The sequence below is a fragment of the Mesorhizobium sp. LNJC394B00 genome (genome assembly GCF_000502555.1).
Lineage (GTDB): Bacteria > Pseudomonadota > Alphaproteobacteria > Rhizobiales > Rhizobiaceae > Mesorhizobium.
Window position 1 is genome coordinate 845096 of record NZ_AYWH01000001.1, and the last position, 17624, is coordinate 862719.

Here is a 17624-nt window from a genome sequence, read left to right on the forward strand (position 1 = left end):
GAGATACCAATGACCCGAGGTCTTCCCCGGACGCTGTCGCGCGCCGCCGCCCGCGAGGCCGGATCTGCCCCGCCCAAATTCGGCCTCAAGGCCGTCACCACGGGGCAGGGCGGCTCGTACCGCACCGTCTTCACCCTTGCCGGCATGCAGGTGCCGGTCGCCGACGCGCTGGCCTATGCCAGCCAGAAACTGCTCGATTTCGCCGACGGCAAGGTGCGCATCAAGGGCGGCACGGCCAGACTGCAATTTGCGGTACTGACCACCCGCGCGGCGACCATCAACGACAATGCGGCGCTGACCTGGTCGCTGGGCTCTGTGGCGGCATCGAGTGCGACGCTGGCCGGCGCCATGGTCAATGTGCTGGCTTCGACGGCCCGCACACTGGATGGCCTGGGCGCCGCGCTGTCGACGGCCTCGACCGCGGATGTCGCGGCAGCCGCCACGCTGGACGGCACGGTGACGCCGGTCGACCTCTATCTCAACCTGGCGTTTGCGACCGGCACGGATATCGATGCCGATGGCACGCTGGCGGTGACGGGTACGATCACGCTGCTGTGGGAGAACTGGGGCGATAACGCGTAGGCGGTGATATAGCCAATCTCCCCCCTCGTGGGGGAGATGCCCGGCAGGGCAGAGGGGGGCGCTGTCCCGCCGGCCTGTCCTGTCGATTTTACACTTGCGTTATTCGGAGAGGCTTCGGCTGACGAAGTGCCCGAACGCTGGCGTTCCTTCGCGCCCCCCTCTGTCCTGCCGGACATCTCCCCCACAGGTGGGGAGATTGGCAGTTTCGCCGCCGGCTCCTTCTAACAACAATCAAAGGAATCCACTCATGACAGATCTGGCAGATTCCGGGTCCGTGGCGGCGCGTGCGCAGCCGGCGGGCAACCCAGTACGGCCACCGGCAGGTGCGGAGAACGGGTCCGCCGCGCCTGGCGTTAAAAGTTGGTTTGACGGTCTTTCCGAAGGCAACCGCAAGCTCGCTGAAGCCAAGGGCTGGACCAAGGCTGAAAACCTGGATCGGGTTTTCAACTCCTATGCGGAGCTGGAGCGGCAGCAGGGTGAGAGCCTGCGCGTTCCCGCACCGGACGCATCCCCGGAAGACTGGCAGAAATTTCATGCCCGGCTGCCCGAGACCATGCGCCCGCTGACATCGCCCGACAAGGTCGAGTACAGGCGGCCCGACGGCCTGCCGGAAAACTTCGCCTATTCGGACGAGCTTGCCCAGGCGTCCAAGGCCTGGGCGGTCGAGGCCGGCGCCACGCCGAAGGTGGCGCAGGCCTATCACGACCGCTTCGTCGGCTACATGGCCGAGCAGGCCGCGCGCCAGGACGTCGCGCTCGCCCGCTCGGTCGAAGCCACGCATGACGATCTCGTGCGCGACTGGGGACCGACCGGCAGCGACGGCTTTCGCCAGAAGCTCGAGGTCGCCAACCGGGCGATGAAGAAGCTCGGACTGGTCGACGCCTATAAGGCCAAGGGCATCCTTCTCCCGGACGGCGCATTGACCGATCCGCAGATTGCCAAGGCGTTCCACGCCGTCGGCGAGGCGATGTTCAGGGAAGACACGATCGACGGCGGCGCGGCCGTGAGCGGCGGCAATCCGTTCAAGCGCAACGCCACTGGTGATCGCAACATTTCGGCGATTTCAGCCCTTGTCAAAAGCGACCCCGCCCGCGCCCGGCGGCTGGCGCGGGAAGCGGGCGAAAACCCGGATCTATGGATGCCGAACAACCCGCTCTGATCCCGAGCTACCCGCCGCCACATCAAACCTCAAAGGAAGTGAAAAATGGCAGACGCCTATACCCGTATCGCGGACGCGATCGTTCCGTCCGTTTATGCCCAGTACTCGTTCGAAGAGCACGTCCAGTCGCTGGAAATCTTCCAGGCCGGCATCCTGTTCAACGACCCGGCCACCACCGCCAAGCTGTCGATGGGCGGCCGTTCCGTCGACATGCCCGGCTGGAAGGATCTCGGCAACGATCCGTCGGAACCCGTCAATGACGATCCGGCCGATTCCATCGAGATGAAGAAGATCGGCGCCCGCCGCGAGGTGGCCGCCCGCAATGTCCGCGCCCAGGCCTGGGGCGTTCCGGACCTGACCTCGATCCTGGCCGGCGACGATCCGCAAAAGCTGATCGTCAAGCGCCAGACCGAGTACTGGCAGCGCGCCAACAAGCTGACTTTGCTCGGCATCCTGAAGGGGGTCGTTGCCGACAACATCGCCAATGACGGCAGCGATCTGGTCCGCGTCACCGGCGCTTCCATCGTCGACACCGACATCATCGAGGCCGCCTATCTGATGGGCGACCGCGCGGACAAGTTCAAGACGATCTGGATGCATTCCAAGCAGATGAAGGCGCTGAAGCTCGCCGACCTCATCGACTACGTGCCGTCCTCCGAACAGGGCGGGCCGCTCATCCCCTATTACATGGGGCTGCGCTGCGTGGTCGATGACGACATTCCGGTGGCGGCCGGCGTCTACACCGCCTTCATGTTCAAGGACAAGGCGATCCTGTGGAACGAGCTGCCGGTCAACACCGAGGGCGGCCCGCTGGAGTTCGACCGCAAGCCGCGCCAGGGGCATGGCGGCGGCGTCACCGAAATGGTTGGCCGAAGGCACTTCGTGCCGCACGTGCCCGGCACCCGTTTCCTCGACGCGTCTTCGGCCGGCGAGTTCGCCACCGACGCCGAACTCGCGCTGGCGGCAAACTGGGACCGTACGGCCTCCAGCGTCAAGAGCATGACGTTCATCGCGCTGAAAACGACCGAGGCGTAGTACCTTTCGTCCGGCCAGCGGGTCGCCGAAACTGCTGATCTCCCCCCTTGCGGGGGAGATGTCCGGCAGGACAGAGGGGGGTGTGAAGGATCGCCAACTTCCGGTCCCTTTCAACCCCCTTCAACCCACAACCGCTTCTCCAAATTACGTCAGGTCGGCGGGACAGCACCCCCCTCTGGCCTGCCGGCCATCTCCCCCGCAAGGGGGGAGATTGGCGCTCCGCCATATGCCCTTGCCCAATCAACCACCATCCACGAGGCGCTGATCCATGGCCATCACCCCGCTCGACATCGCCAATATGGCGCTCGCCGTCCTCGACGAGGCGCCGATCGACAGTCTCGACCAGGACGTCAAGGCGGCGCGCCTGCTCAACCTGCATTTCGACCTGACGCGGGAAGCCGAACTCGCCAGGCACGCCTGGGTGTTCGCCATCCTTGCCGCCAGCGTCGCCGGCGCCGACACCGGCAGCGGCAATTGCACCTTGAACTTCGCCTATGAACTGCCCGCCGATTGCCTGCGGCCGCTGCCGCTGACCGCAAATGGCGAGCCCAACGGCGTGCCGATCTCGTGGCGCCAGGAAGCCGGACTGATCTACAGCGATCGGTCCGGTCCATTGATCATCCGTTACATCGCCAACCTTACCGACCCGAACGACTGGGACGCGCTGTTCACCGAAGTGCTGGTCTCCGCCCTTGCCATCAAGATCGCGCATCCCTTGACGCACAAGGCGGGCATGATCGACATCGCCCGCTCCGCCTATGACCGGGCGCTGGACGCGGCCTTCGCCGCCAACGCCATCCAGCGCGGCGGCCGGCTCTACACCTCATCCTGGGCGCAGCAGCGCGGCGACTTCAGGGTGTCTGCCCGATGACCGCGCTCTACCCTATCCAGGACGTTTTCACCCGTGGCGAAATCAGCCCGCGCCTGCACGCGCGCGCCTCACTCGATCTCTATCGTGCGGCGCTGTCCAAATGTGAGAACTTCGTCGCGTTGCCGCATGGCGGTATCCGCGCCCGCGGCGGCAGCTATTTCGTCAACGAGGTGAAGAATTCGGCCAGGAAGACGCGCGCCATCCCCTTCATCTTCTCCTCCGAGCAGGCCTACTGCCTGGAGTTCGGCGACCTCTATATCCGCGTCTATGCCTATGGCGCCCGCGTCGGCACGGTCGAGGTGGCCTCGCCCTATCTGGAGGCCGATTTGTTCGACCTCGCCTATGTCCAGTCAGCCGACCAGATGTGGATCACCCACAAGAACTATGCGCCCAAAGTGCTGACCCGCACCGCCCACACGACATGGACGCTGGCAGGTTACGAGTTCCTCGACGGCCCTTACGACCCAATCAACAGGACCGGCACCACGATGACGCCGGCCAGTTACGGCTCGTACGTGCCGAAGATGACAGGCTTGACGGCTCCGGCCGGAACGGCTTTGGCCAGCAACGGTTCCGCGTCAGCGTGGGCGATTTTCGACAAGGACAGCAGAACAGGTGCGGAGATCGGTGCCGGCACCAATGGCTGGGTCCAATATCGGCAGGCGAGCGGAGCGCAGAAGGTTTGCAACGCCTACTGGGTGCAAGCCATGAACAGCGCGTCGGAAGCAGAAAACATGCCGACGCAATGGGAAATCCAGGGCTCGAACGACGGATCGACATGGACAACCATCGACTCGCGGATTGGCCAGATAGGCTGGGGTAACTCCGAGCGCCGGTTCTTCGAATTCTTCAACAAGGCCGCCTTTGAATATCTGCGCATGGACATGGACGGTGGCGGCGGCTCTGACAGTACCAGAACCGACTTCGCCGAATGGGCGCCGAACGAGGACGGCGACCTTATGACGCCGTTCAATCTGACGGCGTCATCGGTCATCGGCATCAACGATGATACCGGGTTCCAGACATCGGACATTGGCCGCGCCATCCGGCTGCTCGGTTCGGATGGGCGGTGGCGCTGGGCCAAGATTGCAGCGCGCACGAGCGCGACAGTCGTTACCGTTCGTCAGTATGGCCATGCCTTGCCGGATCTCAGTCCGATCAGTCGCTGGCGGCTTGGCACCTTCGTGCCCGGAAAATATGTCGAGGCGGGCTCGCTCTATGAGGAGCGGTTGGCCTTCAGTCGAAAATTCTCGGTCTATGCATCGGCGACCGGCGACTTCGATAATTTCGCGCTCGGCGAGGAAGATGACGACGCGCTGGAATTCGTCCAGGCCGGCGGCGGCCAGGCCAACGACATCGTCTGGATCGCCGATTCCGATGGTGCGCTGCTGATCGGAACCTCGGGCGGCATCCGCGCGCTGTCCGGCTCCGGCATCGACGAGGCGCTCACCCCGTCTTCGTTCAAGAACCGCCGTTCGCGCACCTTCGGCTGCGCCCGCATCCGCCCGGTCGATGCGGGGCAGTCCTTCCTCTATGTCACCCGCTCGCGCAAATCGATCGCCGAGCTGACGCAGAGTTCTACAGCCAAATTCACCTCCGATGACATCGGCCAGATCTCGGAACATATCCCCAAGCAAGGCGTGGTCGAACTCGCCTTCCAGACCGACCCCGACCCGATGCTGTGGTTCCCGCTCGAAAATGGCGAACTTGGCGGCTACACCCACCAGCCGAGCCAGGAGGTGCGCGGCATGCACCGCCATCGCTTCGGCGGCAGCTTCGCTGGATCCGCCCCCGGTCAACCCACTTGGGCGGTCGTTGAAAGCGCCGTGGTGACGCCTGGCCAGAACGGCGTCGACGACATCTGGCTGATCGTCAAGCGCACCATTGGCGGGGTGACCAGGCGCTACATCGAAATCATGACCACGCCATTCGAATACGGCATGCTGGAGGATGCCTTCCAGGTCGATTGCGGACTGACCTATTCGGGTGCACCCGTCAACGTCGTCTCCGGGCTCGGCCATCTCAACGGCCAGCTGGTCGACGTGCTGGCCGGCGGCAAGGTCTATCGCGGCCTGCCGGTTGCCTCCGGCCAGGTGGCGCTGCCCGCCGGCGCCACAGCTGGGAAGTGGCAGGTCGGGCTGCCCTTCCAGTCCGAGGCCAACACGCTGGAACTCGACGTCGGCGGCCAGGACGGTTCCGTCATCGGCCGCCGCAAGAAGGTGGCGAAAGTCATCCTGTCGCTGCTCGAGACCGACACCACCGGGCTGCAGGTGCAGTCCTTCCTCCGCGGCCGCTGGGAGAGCGTGCGCATGCCGAGCATCGTCGCACCCGACGGCAATGCGAAACTCTACACCGGCAATGTCGATGTACCGGTCGACGACAGCTGGGAAGGGCAGGGCAGGGTCCGCATCCGCCACCTCAACCCGACGCCCTGCACGATCCGGGCGTTTACCCCGGTGTTCGACGCCGAGCCGTAGAAAAATTTGATGCGGCAATAGTCAACGCCGAGTTCCCGCCCACCCCCCTCTGGCCTGCCGGCCATCTCCCCCGCAAGGGGGGAGATCAACGGCATCTTTGCCTTCGCTAATCGCTGACGTAGCAAGACTGGCGAGCCTGCCCGAGCTGCCAATCTCCCCCCATGCGGGGGAGATGTCCGGCAGGACAGAGGGGGGTGCTGTCCCGCCGACGTCACCATTCTCGCACCATTCCCACCAAGGAACCCACCCCAATGACCCCCCATGCCGAGACCCTCGGCAGGGCGCGGACGGCTGCCGATTTCGCGGCCGTCATCGCCTTGCTCGACACCGACATTAACGACGCCGTCGTCCGCAGGCGCGCGCTGGAGCAGGCCGAGGACCGGGCCGTCTTTGGCGACGGCGACCTGGCCGCGGCGCGCGCCGCGCTCGATGCCTGCAACGACGTCATCACCTTGCTGGAAAAAACCATCTGCGTCGCCGACACGCGCCGCATCGACGCCGCCGAGAGCGAAGCCCGCGCCGACATTGCCGCTATTGGCGACGAGATTGCGGCCAAAGCCGCCACCCTGACCGAGCGCTGGCGCAACGCTGCCCGGCTGGTCGAGCTGCTGCGCCAGGAACTGTTCGAGGCCGATGCGCTCGTCCGTGCCATCGCCACCGCCAATGGCCTGTTCGACGCCGCCAGCGTCGCCGAGCTGAAGATAAACCTCACCGCCGCCCGCCGCGCCGCCATGGCCGGCGCACGGGCAGCCGCACCCGCTCGCCTCAGCCGCGCCGGCCTGCAGGCCGACCGGCTGCTTTTGTCCCTGCTCGCCACCGGCGGTGCGCTCGACCCGCGCCCGCAGCTTGGCGCGCCGGTCGCCGGCGTCAAAAGCAAGTTCATTCCCGCAAGCAAACCCGTTCCCGCAATCAAACCCATTCCCGCGAGAAAACCCATTCCTGCAATCAAACCCCTGGGCGAACGAGGCTGACCATGTGCACACTTGCCCTTCTCGGCACCGTTCTTTCCGTCGGCGGCGCGCTGGCCGAGGGCCAGCAGTCGAAGCAGATGGCCGACTATCAGGCCAAGGCGTATCAGCAGCAGGCGCAGGCGGACGCTCAAGCCGCCGCCTTCGAGCAAGGCCAGGAGCGCCACAAGCAGGACCTGCTGCAGGCGCAGGCGCGCGCCCAGGCCGGCGCGTCCGGCGTCGGCATAGCCGGCTCGCCGACCGAGGTGCTGGCGGCGAATGCCAGGCAGGGCCAGGCGGATCTCGGCGCGCTGCTGTATGGCTCGAAGCTGCGCCAGAACAATCTCAACAGCCAAGCCGCCATCTCGCGCTTCCAGGGCAAGCAGGCGGTGACGGCGTCAATCTTCAACGCCGGCAGCGCGCTCGTTGGCGGCCTCTCCAAAATCAACGACCCGACGAAAGCGGCAGCGTCAAGCGCTGCGGCCGCCGCTGTGCCGGGCCGCTCCGTGATCTTCGGCAGTGCGGCCCTCAGGGCTCCGTGGGCGGGGAACACCTAGATGGTACACATCATCCCCCTTTCCGTCGGCCAGCGCCGGCTCGATACCGGCAACGCCGTGCAATATCCCCAGGGGTCGCCGATCGGCGGCGCCATGCAAGGTTTCGGCGACCACCTTTCCGCTCTTGCCGAACGCTACCAGCAGATGAAGGACCAGCAGGACGCGTTCGACGCCGAGCTGGCGCGTCGCGGCTTCGACGCGCGGATCGCGCAGGCCGAAGATGAAGTGGCGGCGAACGCGCCGGCGGATGGCGCAGGCATGCATGAAGCCATGTATGGCGAGGTCGACCTGCGCGCCGGCCGGGTGGTGAAACCAGGCCTGTACGATACGCTGTTCGACGATGCGAAACGGACGATGCCCGAAAGCCAGCAAGCCGCTTTCGCAGGTCAGAAGGAAAACAAGCGCTTCGTTGGCGCATACCGCATGGCGCTGCGGCAAAGGACCAAACGCGACGACTACGAGAAGGCCACCGTCGACACGACGCTGACAACCAATGCCATCGCCATCGCAAAAGGCGACCCGAACGACACCGCGACCTTCGAAGCGATCCGGCAGAGCGGGCTCGACCTGATCGCCAAGATCGGCAACCCGCTTGCCAGGCAAGCGGCGGAAGCAGCCTGGCGCACCAACGCGGCCAAGGCGCTGGTTCAGGCGATGATCGCCACGGACCCGAAGCGCGCTGCTGAAATGTTGGGTGCGGTGCCGGTGGGAGGGCGGGTACGAAATGATACGGCGGCCGTAGGCGGCTCGAATGTTTCAGGTGAATCCAATGCGACCGCGGTGACGCAGGAACAGTCGGGCAAACTATCGCTGGACGAAAGCAGGGCACAGGCTAGCGGAACTCCTGCGCCGAATGGCGAAGCGGATATTCCACTGGAAGCCATCACCTACCTTAAGTCCAGCGATATTGCCGCATTGAAGAATGAGGCGAACTCCGCCACCGCGGCTCGATTGATCGACGGGCATGCGAGGGTGCGGCTTGCCGAACAAAACGCGCCCGCTGTCATCGCCTTCACAGGCAATTGCCCGGAAGAGGAAGAGCCAGCCGCTCAGGATTTCGTCAGTACCTACGGCGCCACAGACGGGCAGACGCGTTTCGATGAGTTCAGGGCGACGGTTGATGCCGCCAACTCATTTCACAATTTCTACCGCGCATCGAACCGCGAGATACATGCCGAGCTTCGTGATTTCGAACCCGGCCCGAAGGGTACGCCAGAAGAGCACAAACGCTACGACATAAGGGCCGGCGCCGCCGAGATGATCATGGCCGCCCGCCGCGGGGATCCCGTGGCCTATGTCACCCAACTGTTCCCCGGCGAAGCTCCGGACTGGAGCAAGGTTTCAACGCCACAGGATTTCCAGAAAGCGGTGACCTGGGCCAGGGCCGCTCAAGAGCAGATGGGCTTCGACACGAGACTGCCGCTGCCCTGGGCTGTAGCTGACCAGTGGGCTGCGAAATACATCGACCCAAGTTTGCCATTCAACACCCGTCTCGCGGAGTTGAGTTCGATTGTCCTCGCAGTTCGCGATCCGGAAGCGCGCGAGGCAGTAGCCAAACAAATCTTGCTGACAGCGGAAGCCCGGTGGCGAGCCAAGGCCGCCCAAGATCCGACCATGACGCCGGAGGTATTGGAACTCCAACTTGCAGCGCTGAAGAATGGTCTGACGTGGATTGGGGAAAATCCGGCTCAGGCCCAGTACAGCACCATGTCGACGTTTCGGCAGTTCGGCATGGCATTCGGGGATATTGGCCGGACCATAGCCAAGGGTGCGACCGCTGGAGGCGCGGATGCAATCGTCGCCAAGCTCGCATCATCGGGATCAGGTGAAAGCTACCAAGGTCGTCTCGCTTTCGAACAGGAGCAGACGGAGGATGCCGAGGACCGGGCCGGTTCGGCCGGTTGGGTGGCCGGGGGCCTCGGTGCCGGCTTGGCAGGGTACGGGGCTGCGATCGGCCTCTACCGTGTGCTCGGCCGGGCAGGAATCGGCGTGGGTGCGGAGAGCCTGACTGGTCTTGGAGCTCGAACCGCGGTAGGCTCCGCGACTGGCGGCGCTTATGGTGGGGCATATGCCTACAATGTTGGAGAAAGCGTCCCGCAAGGCGTCCTGAATGGCGCGCTTTGGGGTGCTGCCGGCAATGTCCTTGCCGAAGGACTTGCTTCAATTGGCAGACAGGTGGTTGCACGGCTCGCGAAACGCGCAGCAGTTGCTAAGCCCACGACCGTCCCAGATAATGATCCAACCCCGGTTCCTCCGGTCAAAGCGGAAGAGATTCCAGTCTCAACCGACCAGGCACCCGAAATAAGGAGGCCCTATGCACATTTGGAAGACCCTCCTAACGTTGCGCCTGGCAAGGATTTTACAAGGGCGCAGAAGTTTAAAATGGCGGAGGAGAATAGAAAATGGAACCGAGGGGTCTTAAGAGACGACGAGGACGGGCAGGAATTGATACCGCCTCAGAAGAGTAAAAAAGGTGTAACGCCTCCACCAAACGAAGCACAATTTGATCACATAAATCCCCTCAACCCAGCAGATCCGACCAAATCTCCAGGAACCAACAGCTATAGAAACGCAAGTCTGGCAGCAAGAAGACGAAATAGAAAAAAAACCAACAAATAGGGTTGGCGACAATGAAATGGAAATTTGAAGATCCGCAGAACGTAGCTGTTTTCGTAAATAGAAAGGCCATACAGGATGGAGGCTGGATTGCCCGTGTAGTGCATGATGATGATGATGGGGCATGGCAGTTTCATGCGCATGTATCTGAAGATATCGATGATGTAGATATTATCATTCTAAGCTTAAGAAACATTGTGGAAAAAGATAATACTATCATGCAGTTGGCCGACCTGCCTTATGGGTGGCATGCTTGGCGTGAGACGAAATCGTCGCCATGGAAGCGAGGCAGAAGGGCCTAAAATATGGGCGAATGGAAATTCGAGGACCCCAGAAACTTGGCTGTCATATCGACGCGTAAAATATTTCGTGGCGGCGGCTGGATTGCATACGCGTCACATGATGCTGACGACGAGTCGTGGCAGTTCTACGGAAATGAAGCTGAAGTCGATCAGAACGACTTGATTTTGGTAGGCTTGGTTGAGGTCGTGGAGCTTGATGAAACAGTTGCACAGCTGGCGGATCTGCCATTGGGCTGGCATGCTTGGCGCGATGCAAAAACCTCGCCATGGAAGCGAGCCAAAATGCCTGACGAGGTTCCAGGGTCGACGCTGAGTTAGTTCCATCATCCCGAATGGGATAGGTTCGAATGGGACGGATTTTATAATTTGAAGCTCAACGCGTGAGTGAAGGCGCGGGAGAGAAATGAACAACGCAATTCCGGACCTGTCCACCGTTGTAAGGTTGCCTCCAGCCAATGTCGGCACCGGTGAAAGCGAACTTGACTCTGCCCGCGTCGAGGCTCGCGAACACCTCGAATTCTTCGATTGGGTTTTGTCCATCAAGGGCGAGTATCTCGGCTACGGCGGCGAAGGCATCATATCTTTCTGTTCGAGATCGAGCCTGGAAGGCCGGACATACCAAGATGGATTTGGGTGATCGTCGGCGATGTGCCAACGACATATAACCCGGCTGACGACACCAAAACCCCTTTCGAGGCTCTGGATGGCTACATCGGTGCGCTTGAAGATTGGGTTGAGGCCGCGCGTCAGGGAAAATCCGTGGCGAAGTTGATACCAGTCAATGTCGATGCGACTCCTGCCAATGCCGAGATGCTGGCAAGTCGCCTCGAGTTCCTCGATGAGAGGATTCTGCCGTTGCTTCAAGGGTGATGCCAAGAAGCGTGCAGCGACGACTTGTCGGCCAGCCCGTGGATGTGCATGAAATTAAGCCAGTGAAGTTTGGCGGGAGTCCGACCGATCCGTCCAACAAGGTGATTCTGCCCCGAGAAGTTCATCAGCAGCAGGTTACGCCCTGGTGGAACAAATTACTAAAAGACATTGGAGAATAGCAGTGGGATATACACTAACTAAGGGACGTTTCGACCCACCGGCTCAAGCTGCAGTTGTCGATGGCCTGCCCGCAAGCCTGGGAGTGACATTGCCGAAGGATTACGCCGATTTCGTTAGGGAGCATAATGGAGGTGAAGGCTTCATCGGCGACAGCTATATAATTTTTTTCAAGGCTGAAGAGTTGGTAGACTTCAATCGAGAATATGAGGTTGAGAAATACGCACCAGGCATCCTCTTGTTTGCGTCGAATGGAGGAGGGGAAGCCTATGGCTTCGACACCCACGACGTGGAAATGCCGATCGTGCGCATCCCATTCATATTTATGGAACGGCAATCCGCCGAGACGATAGCGCGTGACCTCGCCGGTCTGTTTGCTGCGTTGGAGGACTTGAAATGAGCGTCCAAGGTACAGATTCGCGTTCCAAAGGCATGGAATTGTTCGAGATCAAACCGGTAGCGGTTGGCGGCGATCCAGTTAGCATGGAAAACAAGATCTGGTTGACCAGGCAAGAGCATTTTCAAGTGGTGCGCTTTTGGAATCGAACTATCGAAGTTCAGCGTAAGGCGGCGCTGGAAAAGGCGGGACGAAACGGGGAATAGAGTGCAAGGAGCACGAGCCATGACCAGCGTCGGACGATCATTTTGCAAATCCACCGAACCGCCGGCGTAAGCAACTCGTCCCTAGATCCCAACATAATAATGGTACCATCTTCCAGAGGTTTTGCATCCGAATCGTGGCGGAGGGTTTCTCTTTGGGGAAAGTAGGTAGGCTGATAGAGATAGTCGAAAGGCTGTCGGAGTTTGACGAGTACGACACGATTTATGCGTCGGAGCCTTGGACCGAGGATTCCGTTGCGATGGTTGCTACCGGGCTGGACACGGGAAGATCGCCACCGGAGGCCGTCGAAGCCGGTTTGGAATATTTTCTTGAGATACATATCTGTCGAGAAGTCATCGAGGGTTGGCTTGCCTCAATAAAGAAAAACCTAGCCTAGCGGGGGTTTGTCAAAGGCTTATCGAATACGCCATCAATGACGCATAGGAGAGATAGAGTGGAACATAACCCGCGCTATGACGGAAAGCCGCTGCTTAAACTATTGGAATTTTATGTTTTGTGGGTAATTGGTGAGCTGCCCGAAGAGGTGGATAAATCCTTGAAGGCGATAGCTCCCAAACTGCACACTCTCTATGGCGGCGATGGACAGTGGCAGGGCGCAATTGCCGCATCTGTTCATTTTTCCGAGGAATACCGGCGGAAATCCGGGGTCTATGGGCGAGGAACCTCGAAATCGCTCGCGACAACGACGTAACGCTTTCGCCTCAGAAATTTGCCGAGATGTTCGTAGATGAAAATTTCGAGAATGATGGATTACGGTGACAGCGTATTTCTAGAGGTCCGCACCAGTGCGAGGTAGAGCGAAAGCTCTAAAGCTGACAAATTGAAAAGAGTGCACTGTCACCGTAATTCCGAAGCATTGAGACGCATAATTCAGCTGGACAGCCTGATCGTGGGCGTTGGAGGAACTGCCGGATTATACTTGTCCAGCGGACAAAGTGGCTCCAGTATGGACGGACCCGTTGAGAAGAACAGCAATGTCTATTAGATTCGCTGCGCTGGCGCCCACTTACATCTGAAGGGCTGGCCAGCGGTCACTTTGAAAAGCGCGTGGGACGGCGGCCTTGGCTCGCCGCAATGAACATGGGCAGGAAGATACTTCTCGGTGGAACCGTTTCCTATGACGACGACATCGAACTGAACACGCGGCGGCAACACCCGACCATAGCCTGGTTGTGGCGGCTGGGGACATGTGATCCTTCGGAAAGGCCAGAGCTACTGGCCAAATACGAAGAATGGAATCAACTCCATGAAGAGAAAAAGCGGAATGCCAAGGGTTGGGAACACCGCAGCTTTTGCCCCTTGCTGGACGTTGATGACATCGGTCGCACAGTCATGCAGAGGGCGACGCCGAGGCAATGGCGCTGAGGATCGAGCTTGGGCTGCCGGCTGAACCGGAGAAAGTGCCGACCGAAGAAGAGCGTATTCTGGCCGAGGCCGGGGATGGCTATGTGACGCCTGCGCAGCGCAAGCGGCTGCGCTACCTGCGCAAGCACCCTGAGGACGGGTGATGCGCCGCGTCTAACTCTTCGGTCTTCATCACAGCGCTGATCGTCGCGCACCAAATTGGAACTTCTTTCAAGCCTCGCTTTCGCGGGGCTTTTTTAATGGAGCAAGCCTTATGGCCCGACCTGCAACTGCCGCCGTTCGTCTGTTGACCGGCGAACGCGAACCCGTGCGCCTGGCGACGACGGGCAACATCACCCTTTATGGCCTGCAGACCACCGACGGCGTGCCGGCCGAGGTCGGCGACCGTGTGCTGGTCAAGAACCAGACCGATGCCCGCGACAACGGCATTTATACCGCCAGCGAAGGCCAATGGTTCCGCGCCGCCGATGCCCGCACCAGCCGCACCATGCAGAAGGGCACGACGGTGCATGTTCAGCAGGGCGCGGTCTCGGCCGACTTCGTCTATGTTTTCGAAACGCTCGATCCGGTGATCGGCACCGACGCGGTCACGATCGCCTTTTACCTGTCGGAGGACACGCTGGGCGATGCGGTGGCTGCTGCCAGCGCCGCCGCCGCCAGCGCCGCTGCGGCGCTCACCTCCAAGAACGCTGCCGCCACCAGCGCCACCAATGCCGGCACCTCGGCCGGCGCCGCCGCGGGTTCGGCCACGGCCGCCGCCGGCTCCGCCACAACAGCCGCGACCAGCGCCACCAATGCAGGCAATTCGGCAACGGCGGCTTCCGGCTCGGCATCGGGCGCGGCGACCAGCGCCACCAACGCAGGCAACTCGGCTACAGCTGCAGCCGGTTCGGCGAGCGCTGCCTCGGGCTCGGCAACCGCGGCTTCCACCTCAGCCACCAATGCCGCGACCTCCGCTTCCAATGCGGCGGCCAGCGCTGCGGCGGCATTAACCTCGGTGGCGGCGCTCGGCTACACCTTTTCCACGACCACAGCCGACGCCGATCCGGGCAATGGCACCTTGCGGCTGAACAATGCGAGCGCTGCCTTGGTGACCGCGGCCTATATCGACAATCTCGACGCCGGCGGCTCCACGGTGAGTGGCATCCTCGATGGCTTTGACGACAGCACGAACCCCATCAAGGGCCAGTTGACCCTGCGCTCGAAAGCCTCCACCGCTATCTACTCTGTCTATAATGTCAGTGGCGCAGTTGTGGATGGTAGCGGCTACCGCAAACTGACGCTCGCCTATGTCAGTGGCGCCGGCACTTTGCCGACGACGGCCAACGGCATCTGGCTGATGTTCGACCGGGCCGGCGACAGAGGCGCCGACGGGACGGGAGTAGGAGATTTTTTGGGGCCTGCGTCTTCGGCAACCGACAATATTGTCACTTTCGCGGGCACGACGGGCAAGGTGGGGAAGGATAGTGGGATCGCGGTGTCCAGCCTGGCGCCGAAGGCCAGCCCGACATTTACCGGGACGCCAACGGGGCCGACCGCAGCGCCTGGAACGAATACCACGCAATTGGCTACAACGGGGTTCGTCAAGGCTGGGTTTGATCTGAAACTTGATAGCCGACCCAACCTTGGTGTCGTCGCGCAGACGATCACCGATTGGAACAACGCCCTGGACAACGGCTGGTATATGGCCTCGGCGGCGGCTAATGCGCCAGACGGCGTAAATTGGTTCCTGGGGTTTGTGGAAGCGCACGGAAGCACTGGCTACCGGACGCAGACGGTGCATGATTTCGTCAACGACACTACGGCGGCAGACCAAAAGCTATGGCGGCGCAGGCAGGCTGGCGGTGCCTGGGGAGGATGGATCAAGCTGCAATGGTCGCAGGCCGAACAGGATGCACGCTATGTCCAGTCGTCCACGGCGTTGCTTCAGAAGTTTTATGAAAGCCCGCAACAGACGATCACATCCGGCGGGTCGCTGACGTTGGCTCATGGGCTGGGGGTGAAGCCGAAAAATTACCTTGCATTCTTACAGTGCACCACTGCTGAGGGTGGCTATTCTATTGGAGACGAAGAACCTGTCTCGATTGGATCGCACGAAGCAAGCACCAATCGAGGCCTAAGTGTCGTTCCCGATGCTACAAATATGGTCGTTAGATTTGGGTCGCAGGCTTCTAGTGCCGTTCAGATTACACGCAAAGACACTGGTGGATTTCTAAATATTACCAATGCAAGCTGGCGGCTTGTCATTAGGGCATGGGCCTAGCATAAATTCGAGTGAATTCTTCAAAAGAAAGATCAAAAGGCCGCTCTCTCTTTCCGAGATATGGCGTCTGCCCAATCCACCACCGAATCTCAATAAGCCTCGGCTATTTTCGTCGTCGAAGCGCTTCTTGATCACCTTTGCCGGAATTCTTCCTAACACTGCATACGGAGGTGCATCTTCGATCACCATCGCAGCGGCGACGACGGCAATGGTGCCGTCGCTCGATTCGCCGTTCCGATCTCCTTTCCGGCCGACGCCACCAAATACCGCCCCGCCAAGGTCTCCAGCGACGTTGTCTCGATGATCGACGCCTAACCGCAAGCAGCTTCGCAAATCGACAACCTGCCTTTCGCGGGCAGAAAGGAAAACCCCAATGGACCGCAACTTCGCGCGGGCGCTTGCGCTCGTCCTCAAATCGGAAGGCGGCTGGTCCGACAATCCGGCCGATCCGGGCGGCGCTACCATGAAGGGCGTGACGCTGGCCAATTTCCGCCGCTACGTGAAGGCGGATGCGACGAAGGACGACCTTCGCCATATCACGGATGCTCAGGTGGCGACGGTCTATCGCCGCTTCTATTGGGATGCCGCTGCGGGCGCCGAGCTTCCCGGCGGTGTCGACTATGCCGTCTTCGACTTCGCCGTGAACAGTGGGCCGGGCAGGGCGGCTAAATATCTGCAGGCTGCAGTTGGCACCGCACAGGACGGCAGGATCGGCCCGGCCACGCTCAAAGCTGTCGGCGCCAGGCCACCGGGCGCAGTCATCGACGATCTTTGCGATGCCCGCCTGGCATTCCTGCGGCGGCTGCCGACCTGGCCGGTTTTCGGCAAGGGTTGGAGCGATCGCATCCGGTCGGTCCGTTCCCAGGCGCTGTTGATGTCGGCACTACAGCCCGCTCCGGCACCTTTGCCGGGCTCCCCGACCCAGCCATCAGCGCTCTCGCCGAAGCCCGGCAGTGCGATGCCGCCGGTGCCTACCGGCGGGCGCGTCAGCCCCGTCGAACGCCTGCCGTTCTGGCGTGCGCTGCTTCAAATCCTGAAATCGATTTTCGCAAGGAGTTCGACATGATCGCCGTCTTCATCCGCATCGGCTTGCGTTACGGCGCCGGTGTTCTGGTCGCGCGTGGCCTGCTCGGCGCCGACGACGCGGCGGCATTTTCTTCCGACCCCGACACTCAAGCTGGTCTGGAGATCGCCGCCGGTCTCGCCATCGCCTCGGTCACCGAGACCTGGCACTGGCTGGCCCGCAAATCCGGCTGGGAGCACTGACATGGAAGGGTTTCAACAACTGATCATCGCCTATCTCGAAGCCGCGCAACCCTATGCTATCGGCTTTGCCGCCGGGCTTGTCGCCGGGTGGCTGCTGTGAGCGCGCTCCTCGCCGTCCTGCTTGGCAACAAAGTGCTGCTGGGCTTCCTGGCATCGGCCATCGCCGCCCTTTGCTGGGGCGCTCACCAGCGGCTGGCCGGCGCCTGGGCCGAGCGCGGCAAACTGGCGGCCGCTGAGGCCGCGGCGCGCGCGGTCGCTGAGCAGGTGCAGAACGACGTCGGCGCACTGCCGGCGGACGCTGTTCGAAAGGAGCTGAAATCATGGGCAAGGGACTGATGCTTGCGCTGCTTGTGGCGCTTGCCGGGTGCACGACTGCTTCGGGCGGCTTCTGCGCGATTTCGAGCCCGCTGCGCCTGTCGGCCGAAGCCGTCGACGTCCTGTCGGACGCCGAGGCGAGAGCGCTCCTGGCGCACAACCGCAAGGGACAAAAGCTCTGCGGATGGAGGCCTTAGCCG

23 protein-coding genes are annotated in these 17624 nt (G+C 61.7%); all 23 read left to right on the top strand.

The features are described 5' to 3' along the window. The first annotated feature begins 9 nt into the window (after positions 1-9). The 23 genes from X751_RS159450 (at position 10) to X751_RS159380 (ending at position 17621) form a co-directional block, all read left to right on the top strand. Positions 10-582 (top strand): hypothetical protein, encoded by a 573-nt coding sequence (locus X751_RS159450; protein WP_023743949.1) that lies wholly within the window; start codon positions 10-12, stop codon positions 580-582. Positions 583-829: 247 nt separating this feature from the next. Then, positions 830-1741: a hypothetical protein gene (locus tag X751_RS159445; protein WP_023743950.1), complete on the top strand. Its 912-nt coding sequence runs from the start codon at positions 830-832 to the stop codon at positions 1739-1741. Positions 1742-1786: 45 nt separating this feature from the next. Then, complete coding sequence (locus X751_RS159440) at positions 1787-2776, top strand: hypothetical protein (RefSeq protein WP_023743516.1); 990 nt, start codon at positions 1787-1789, stop codon at positions 2774-2776. Between the two features lie 268 nt (positions 2777-3044). Beyond that, the gene (locus tag X751_RS159435) at positions 3045-3647 is read left to right on the top strand and encodes a hypothetical protein (RefSeq protein WP_023743951.1); all 603 of its coding nucleotides are present in this window, start codon (positions 3045-3047) and stop codon (positions 3645-3647) included. Continuing rightward, positions 3644-6124 (top strand): hypothetical protein, encoded by a 2481-nt coding sequence (locus X751_RS159430; protein ID WP_023743952.1) that lies wholly within the window; start codon positions 3644-3646, stop codon positions 6122-6124. The genes X751_RS159435 and X751_RS159430 overlap by 4 nt, the downstream gene beginning before the upstream one ends. A gap of 251 nt (positions 6125-6375) precedes the next feature. Then, the gene (locus tag X751_RS159425) at positions 6376-7095 is read left to right on the top strand and encodes a hypothetical protein (RefSeq protein WP_023743953.1); all 720 of its coding nucleotides are present in this window, start codon (positions 6376-6378) and stop codon (positions 7093-7095) included. 2 nt (positions 7096-7097) lie between these two features. Continuing rightward, complete coding sequence (locus X751_RS159420; protein WP_023743954.1) at positions 7098-7628, top strand: hypothetical protein; 531 nt, start codon at positions 7098-7100, stop codon at positions 7626-7628. Further along, the gene (locus X751_RS1000000167440; protein ID WP_023743955.1) at positions 7629-10247 is read left to right on the top strand and encodes a hypothetical protein; all 2619 of its coding nucleotides are present in this window, start codon (positions 7629-7631) and stop codon (positions 10245-10247) included. Positions 10248-10258: 11 nt separating this feature from the next. Next, entirely contained in the window at positions 10259-10546 is a 288-nt protein-coding gene (locus X751_RS1000000166775) for a hypothetical protein (protein WP_156936354.1), read from the top strand. A gap of 3 nt (positions 10547-10549) precedes the next feature. After that, the gene (locus X751_RS1000000165275; RefSeq protein ID WP_084558240.1) at positions 10550-10864 is read left to right on the top strand and encodes a hypothetical protein; all 315 of its coding nucleotides are present in this window, start codon (positions 10550-10552) and stop codon (positions 10862-10864) included. A gap of 85 nt (positions 10865-10949) precedes the next feature. After that, entirely contained in the window at positions 10950-11183 is a 234-nt protein-coding gene (locus tag X751_RS1000000164700; protein ID WP_050592344.1) for a hypothetical protein, read from the top strand. Next, positions 11180-11416, top strand: coding sequence for a hypothetical protein (locus X751_RS1000000164705; protein ID WP_023734797.1), 237 nt, complete (start codon positions 11180-11182; stop codon positions 11414-11416). The genes X751_RS1000000164700 and X751_RS1000000164705 overlap by 4 nt, the downstream gene beginning before the upstream one ends. A 181-nt stretch (positions 11417-11597) precedes the next feature. Beyond that, on the top strand, positions 11598-11993 hold the full coding sequence (locus X751_RS159415; RefSeq protein WP_023743957.1) for an SMI1/KNR4 family protein: 396 nt from the start codon (positions 11598-11600) through the stop codon (positions 11991-11993). After that, positions 11990-12196: a hypothetical protein gene (locus tag X751_RS159410; RefSeq protein WP_023734799.1), complete on the top strand. Its 207-nt coding sequence runs from the start codon at positions 11990-11992 to the stop codon at positions 12194-12196. Before X751_RS159415 ends, X751_RS159410 begins: the two co-directional genes overlap by 4 nt. A 134-nt stretch (positions 12197-12330) precedes the next feature. Next, complete coding sequence (locus X751_RS159405) at positions 12331-12591, top strand: hypothetical protein (RefSeq protein ID WP_023694658.1); 261 nt, start codon at positions 12331-12333, stop codon at positions 12589-12591. Between the two features lie 57 nt (positions 12592-12648). Next, positions 12649-12906, top strand: coding sequence for a hypothetical protein (locus X751_RS1000000166780; RefSeq protein WP_156936355.1), 258 nt, complete (start codon positions 12649-12651; stop codon positions 12904-12906). Positions 12907-13289: 383 nt separating this feature from the next. Next, positions 13290-13580 (top strand): hypothetical protein, encoded by a 291-nt coding sequence (locus X751_RS159400; protein WP_023694659.1) that lies wholly within the window; start codon positions 13290-13292, stop codon positions 13578-13580. Next, a complete protein-coding gene (locus X751_RS1000000166785) occupies positions 13571-13723 on the top strand; it encodes a hypothetical protein (RefSeq protein ID WP_023694660.1) in 153 nt (50 codons plus the stop codon). Before X751_RS159400 ends, X751_RS1000000166785 begins: the two co-directional genes overlap by 10 nt. A 110-nt stretch (positions 13724-13833) precedes the next feature. Next, the gene (locus tag X751_RS1000000164710; RefSeq protein WP_023743958.1) at positions 13834-15843 is read left to right on the top strand and encodes a pyocin knob domain-containing protein; all 2010 of its coding nucleotides are present in this window, start codon (positions 13834-13836) and stop codon (positions 15841-15843) included. 373 nt (positions 15844-16216) lie between these two features. Then, complete coding sequence (locus tag X751_RS159395; RefSeq protein ID WP_023743959.1) at positions 16217-16909, top strand: glycosyl hydrolase 108 family protein; 693 nt, start codon at positions 16217-16219, stop codon at positions 16907-16909. After that, a complete protein-coding gene (locus tag X751_RS159390) occupies positions 16906-17109 on the top strand; it encodes a hypothetical protein (RefSeq protein WP_023705678.1) in 204 nt (67 codons plus the stop codon). The genes X751_RS159395 and X751_RS159390 overlap by 4 nt, the downstream gene beginning before the upstream one ends. 96 nt (positions 17110-17205) lie before the next feature. Further along, positions 17206-17445 (top strand): hypothetical protein, encoded by a 240-nt coding sequence (locus tag X751_RS159385; RefSeq protein WP_023705680.1) that lies wholly within the window; start codon positions 17206-17208, stop codon positions 17443-17445. Then, positions 17430-17621, top strand: coding sequence for a hypothetical protein (locus X751_RS159380; RefSeq protein WP_023671459.1), 192 nt, complete (start codon positions 17430-17432; stop codon positions 17619-17621). The genes X751_RS159385 and X751_RS159380 overlap by 16 nt, the downstream gene beginning before the upstream one ends. Positions 17622-17624: the final 3 nt, after the last annotated feature.

Coding starts and splice junctions, on each gene's coding strand:
- X751_RS159445 (WP_023743950.1), top strand. CDS start 830: ATGACAGATCTGGCAGATTCCGGGTCCGTGGCGGCGCGTGCGCAGCCG.
- X751_RS1000000165275 (WP_084558240.1), top strand. CDS start 10,550: ATGGGCGAATGGAAATTCGAGGACCCCAGAAACTTGGCTGTCATATCG.
- X751_RS1000000166775 (WP_156936354.1), top strand. CDS start 10,259: ATGAAATGGAAATTTGAAGATCCGCAGAACGTAGCTGTTTTCGTAAAT.
- X751_RS1000000167440 (WP_023743955.1), top strand. CDS start 7,629: ATGGTACACATCATCCCCCTTTCCGTCGGCCAGCGCCGGCTCGATACC.
- X751_RS159420 (WP_023743954.1), top strand. CDS start 7,098: ATGTGCACACTTGCCCTTCTCGGCACCGTTCTTTCCGTCGGCGGCGCG.
- X751_RS159380 (WP_023671459.1), top strand. CDS start 17,430: ATGGGCAAGGGACTGATGCTTGCGCTGCTTGTGGCGCTTGCCGGGTGC.
- X751_RS159410 (WP_023734799.1), top strand. CDS start 11,990: ATGAGCGTCCAAGGTACAGATTCGCGTTCCAAAGGCATGGAATTGTTC.
- X751_RS159450 (WP_023743949.1), top strand. CDS start 10: ATGACCCGAGGTCTTCCCCGGACGCTGTCGCGCGCCGCCGCCCGCGAG.
- X751_RS159390 (WP_023705678.1), top strand. CDS start 16,906: ATGATCGCCGTCTTCATCCGCATCGGCTTGCGTTACGGCGCCGGTGTT.
- X751_RS159440 (WP_023743516.1), top strand. CDS start 1,787: ATGGCAGACGCCTATACCCGTATCGCGGACGCGATCGTTCCGTCCGTT.
- X751_RS1000000164710 (WP_023743958.1), top strand. CDS start 13,834: ATGGCCCGACCTGCAACTGCCGCCGTTCGTCTGTTGACCGGCGAACGC.
- X751_RS159395 (WP_023743959.1), top strand. CDS start 16,217: ATGGACCGCAACTTCGCGCGGGCGCTTGCGCTCGTCCTCAAATCGGAA.
- X751_RS159435 (WP_023743951.1), top strand. CDS start 3,045: ATGGCCATCACCCCGCTCGACATCGCCAATATGGCGCTCGCCGTCCTC.
- X751_RS159400 (WP_023694659.1), top strand. CDS start 13,290: ATGAACATGGGCAGGAAGATACTTCTCGGTGGAACCGTTTCCTATGAC.
- X751_RS1000000166785 (WP_023694660.1), top strand. CDS start 13,571: ATGGCGCTGAGGATCGAGCTTGGGCTGCCGGCTGAACCGGAGAAAGTG.
- X751_RS1000000164700 (WP_050592344.1), top strand. CDS start 10,950: ATGAACAACGCAATTCCGGACCTGTCCACCGTTGTAAGGTTGCCTCCA.
- X751_RS159425 (WP_023743953.1), top strand. CDS start 6,376: ATGACCCCCCATGCCGAGACCCTCGGCAGGGCGCGGACGGCTGCCGAT.
- X751_RS159430 (WP_023743952.1), top strand. CDS start 3,644: ATGACCGCGCTCTACCCTATCCAGGACGTTTTCACCCGTGGCGAAATC.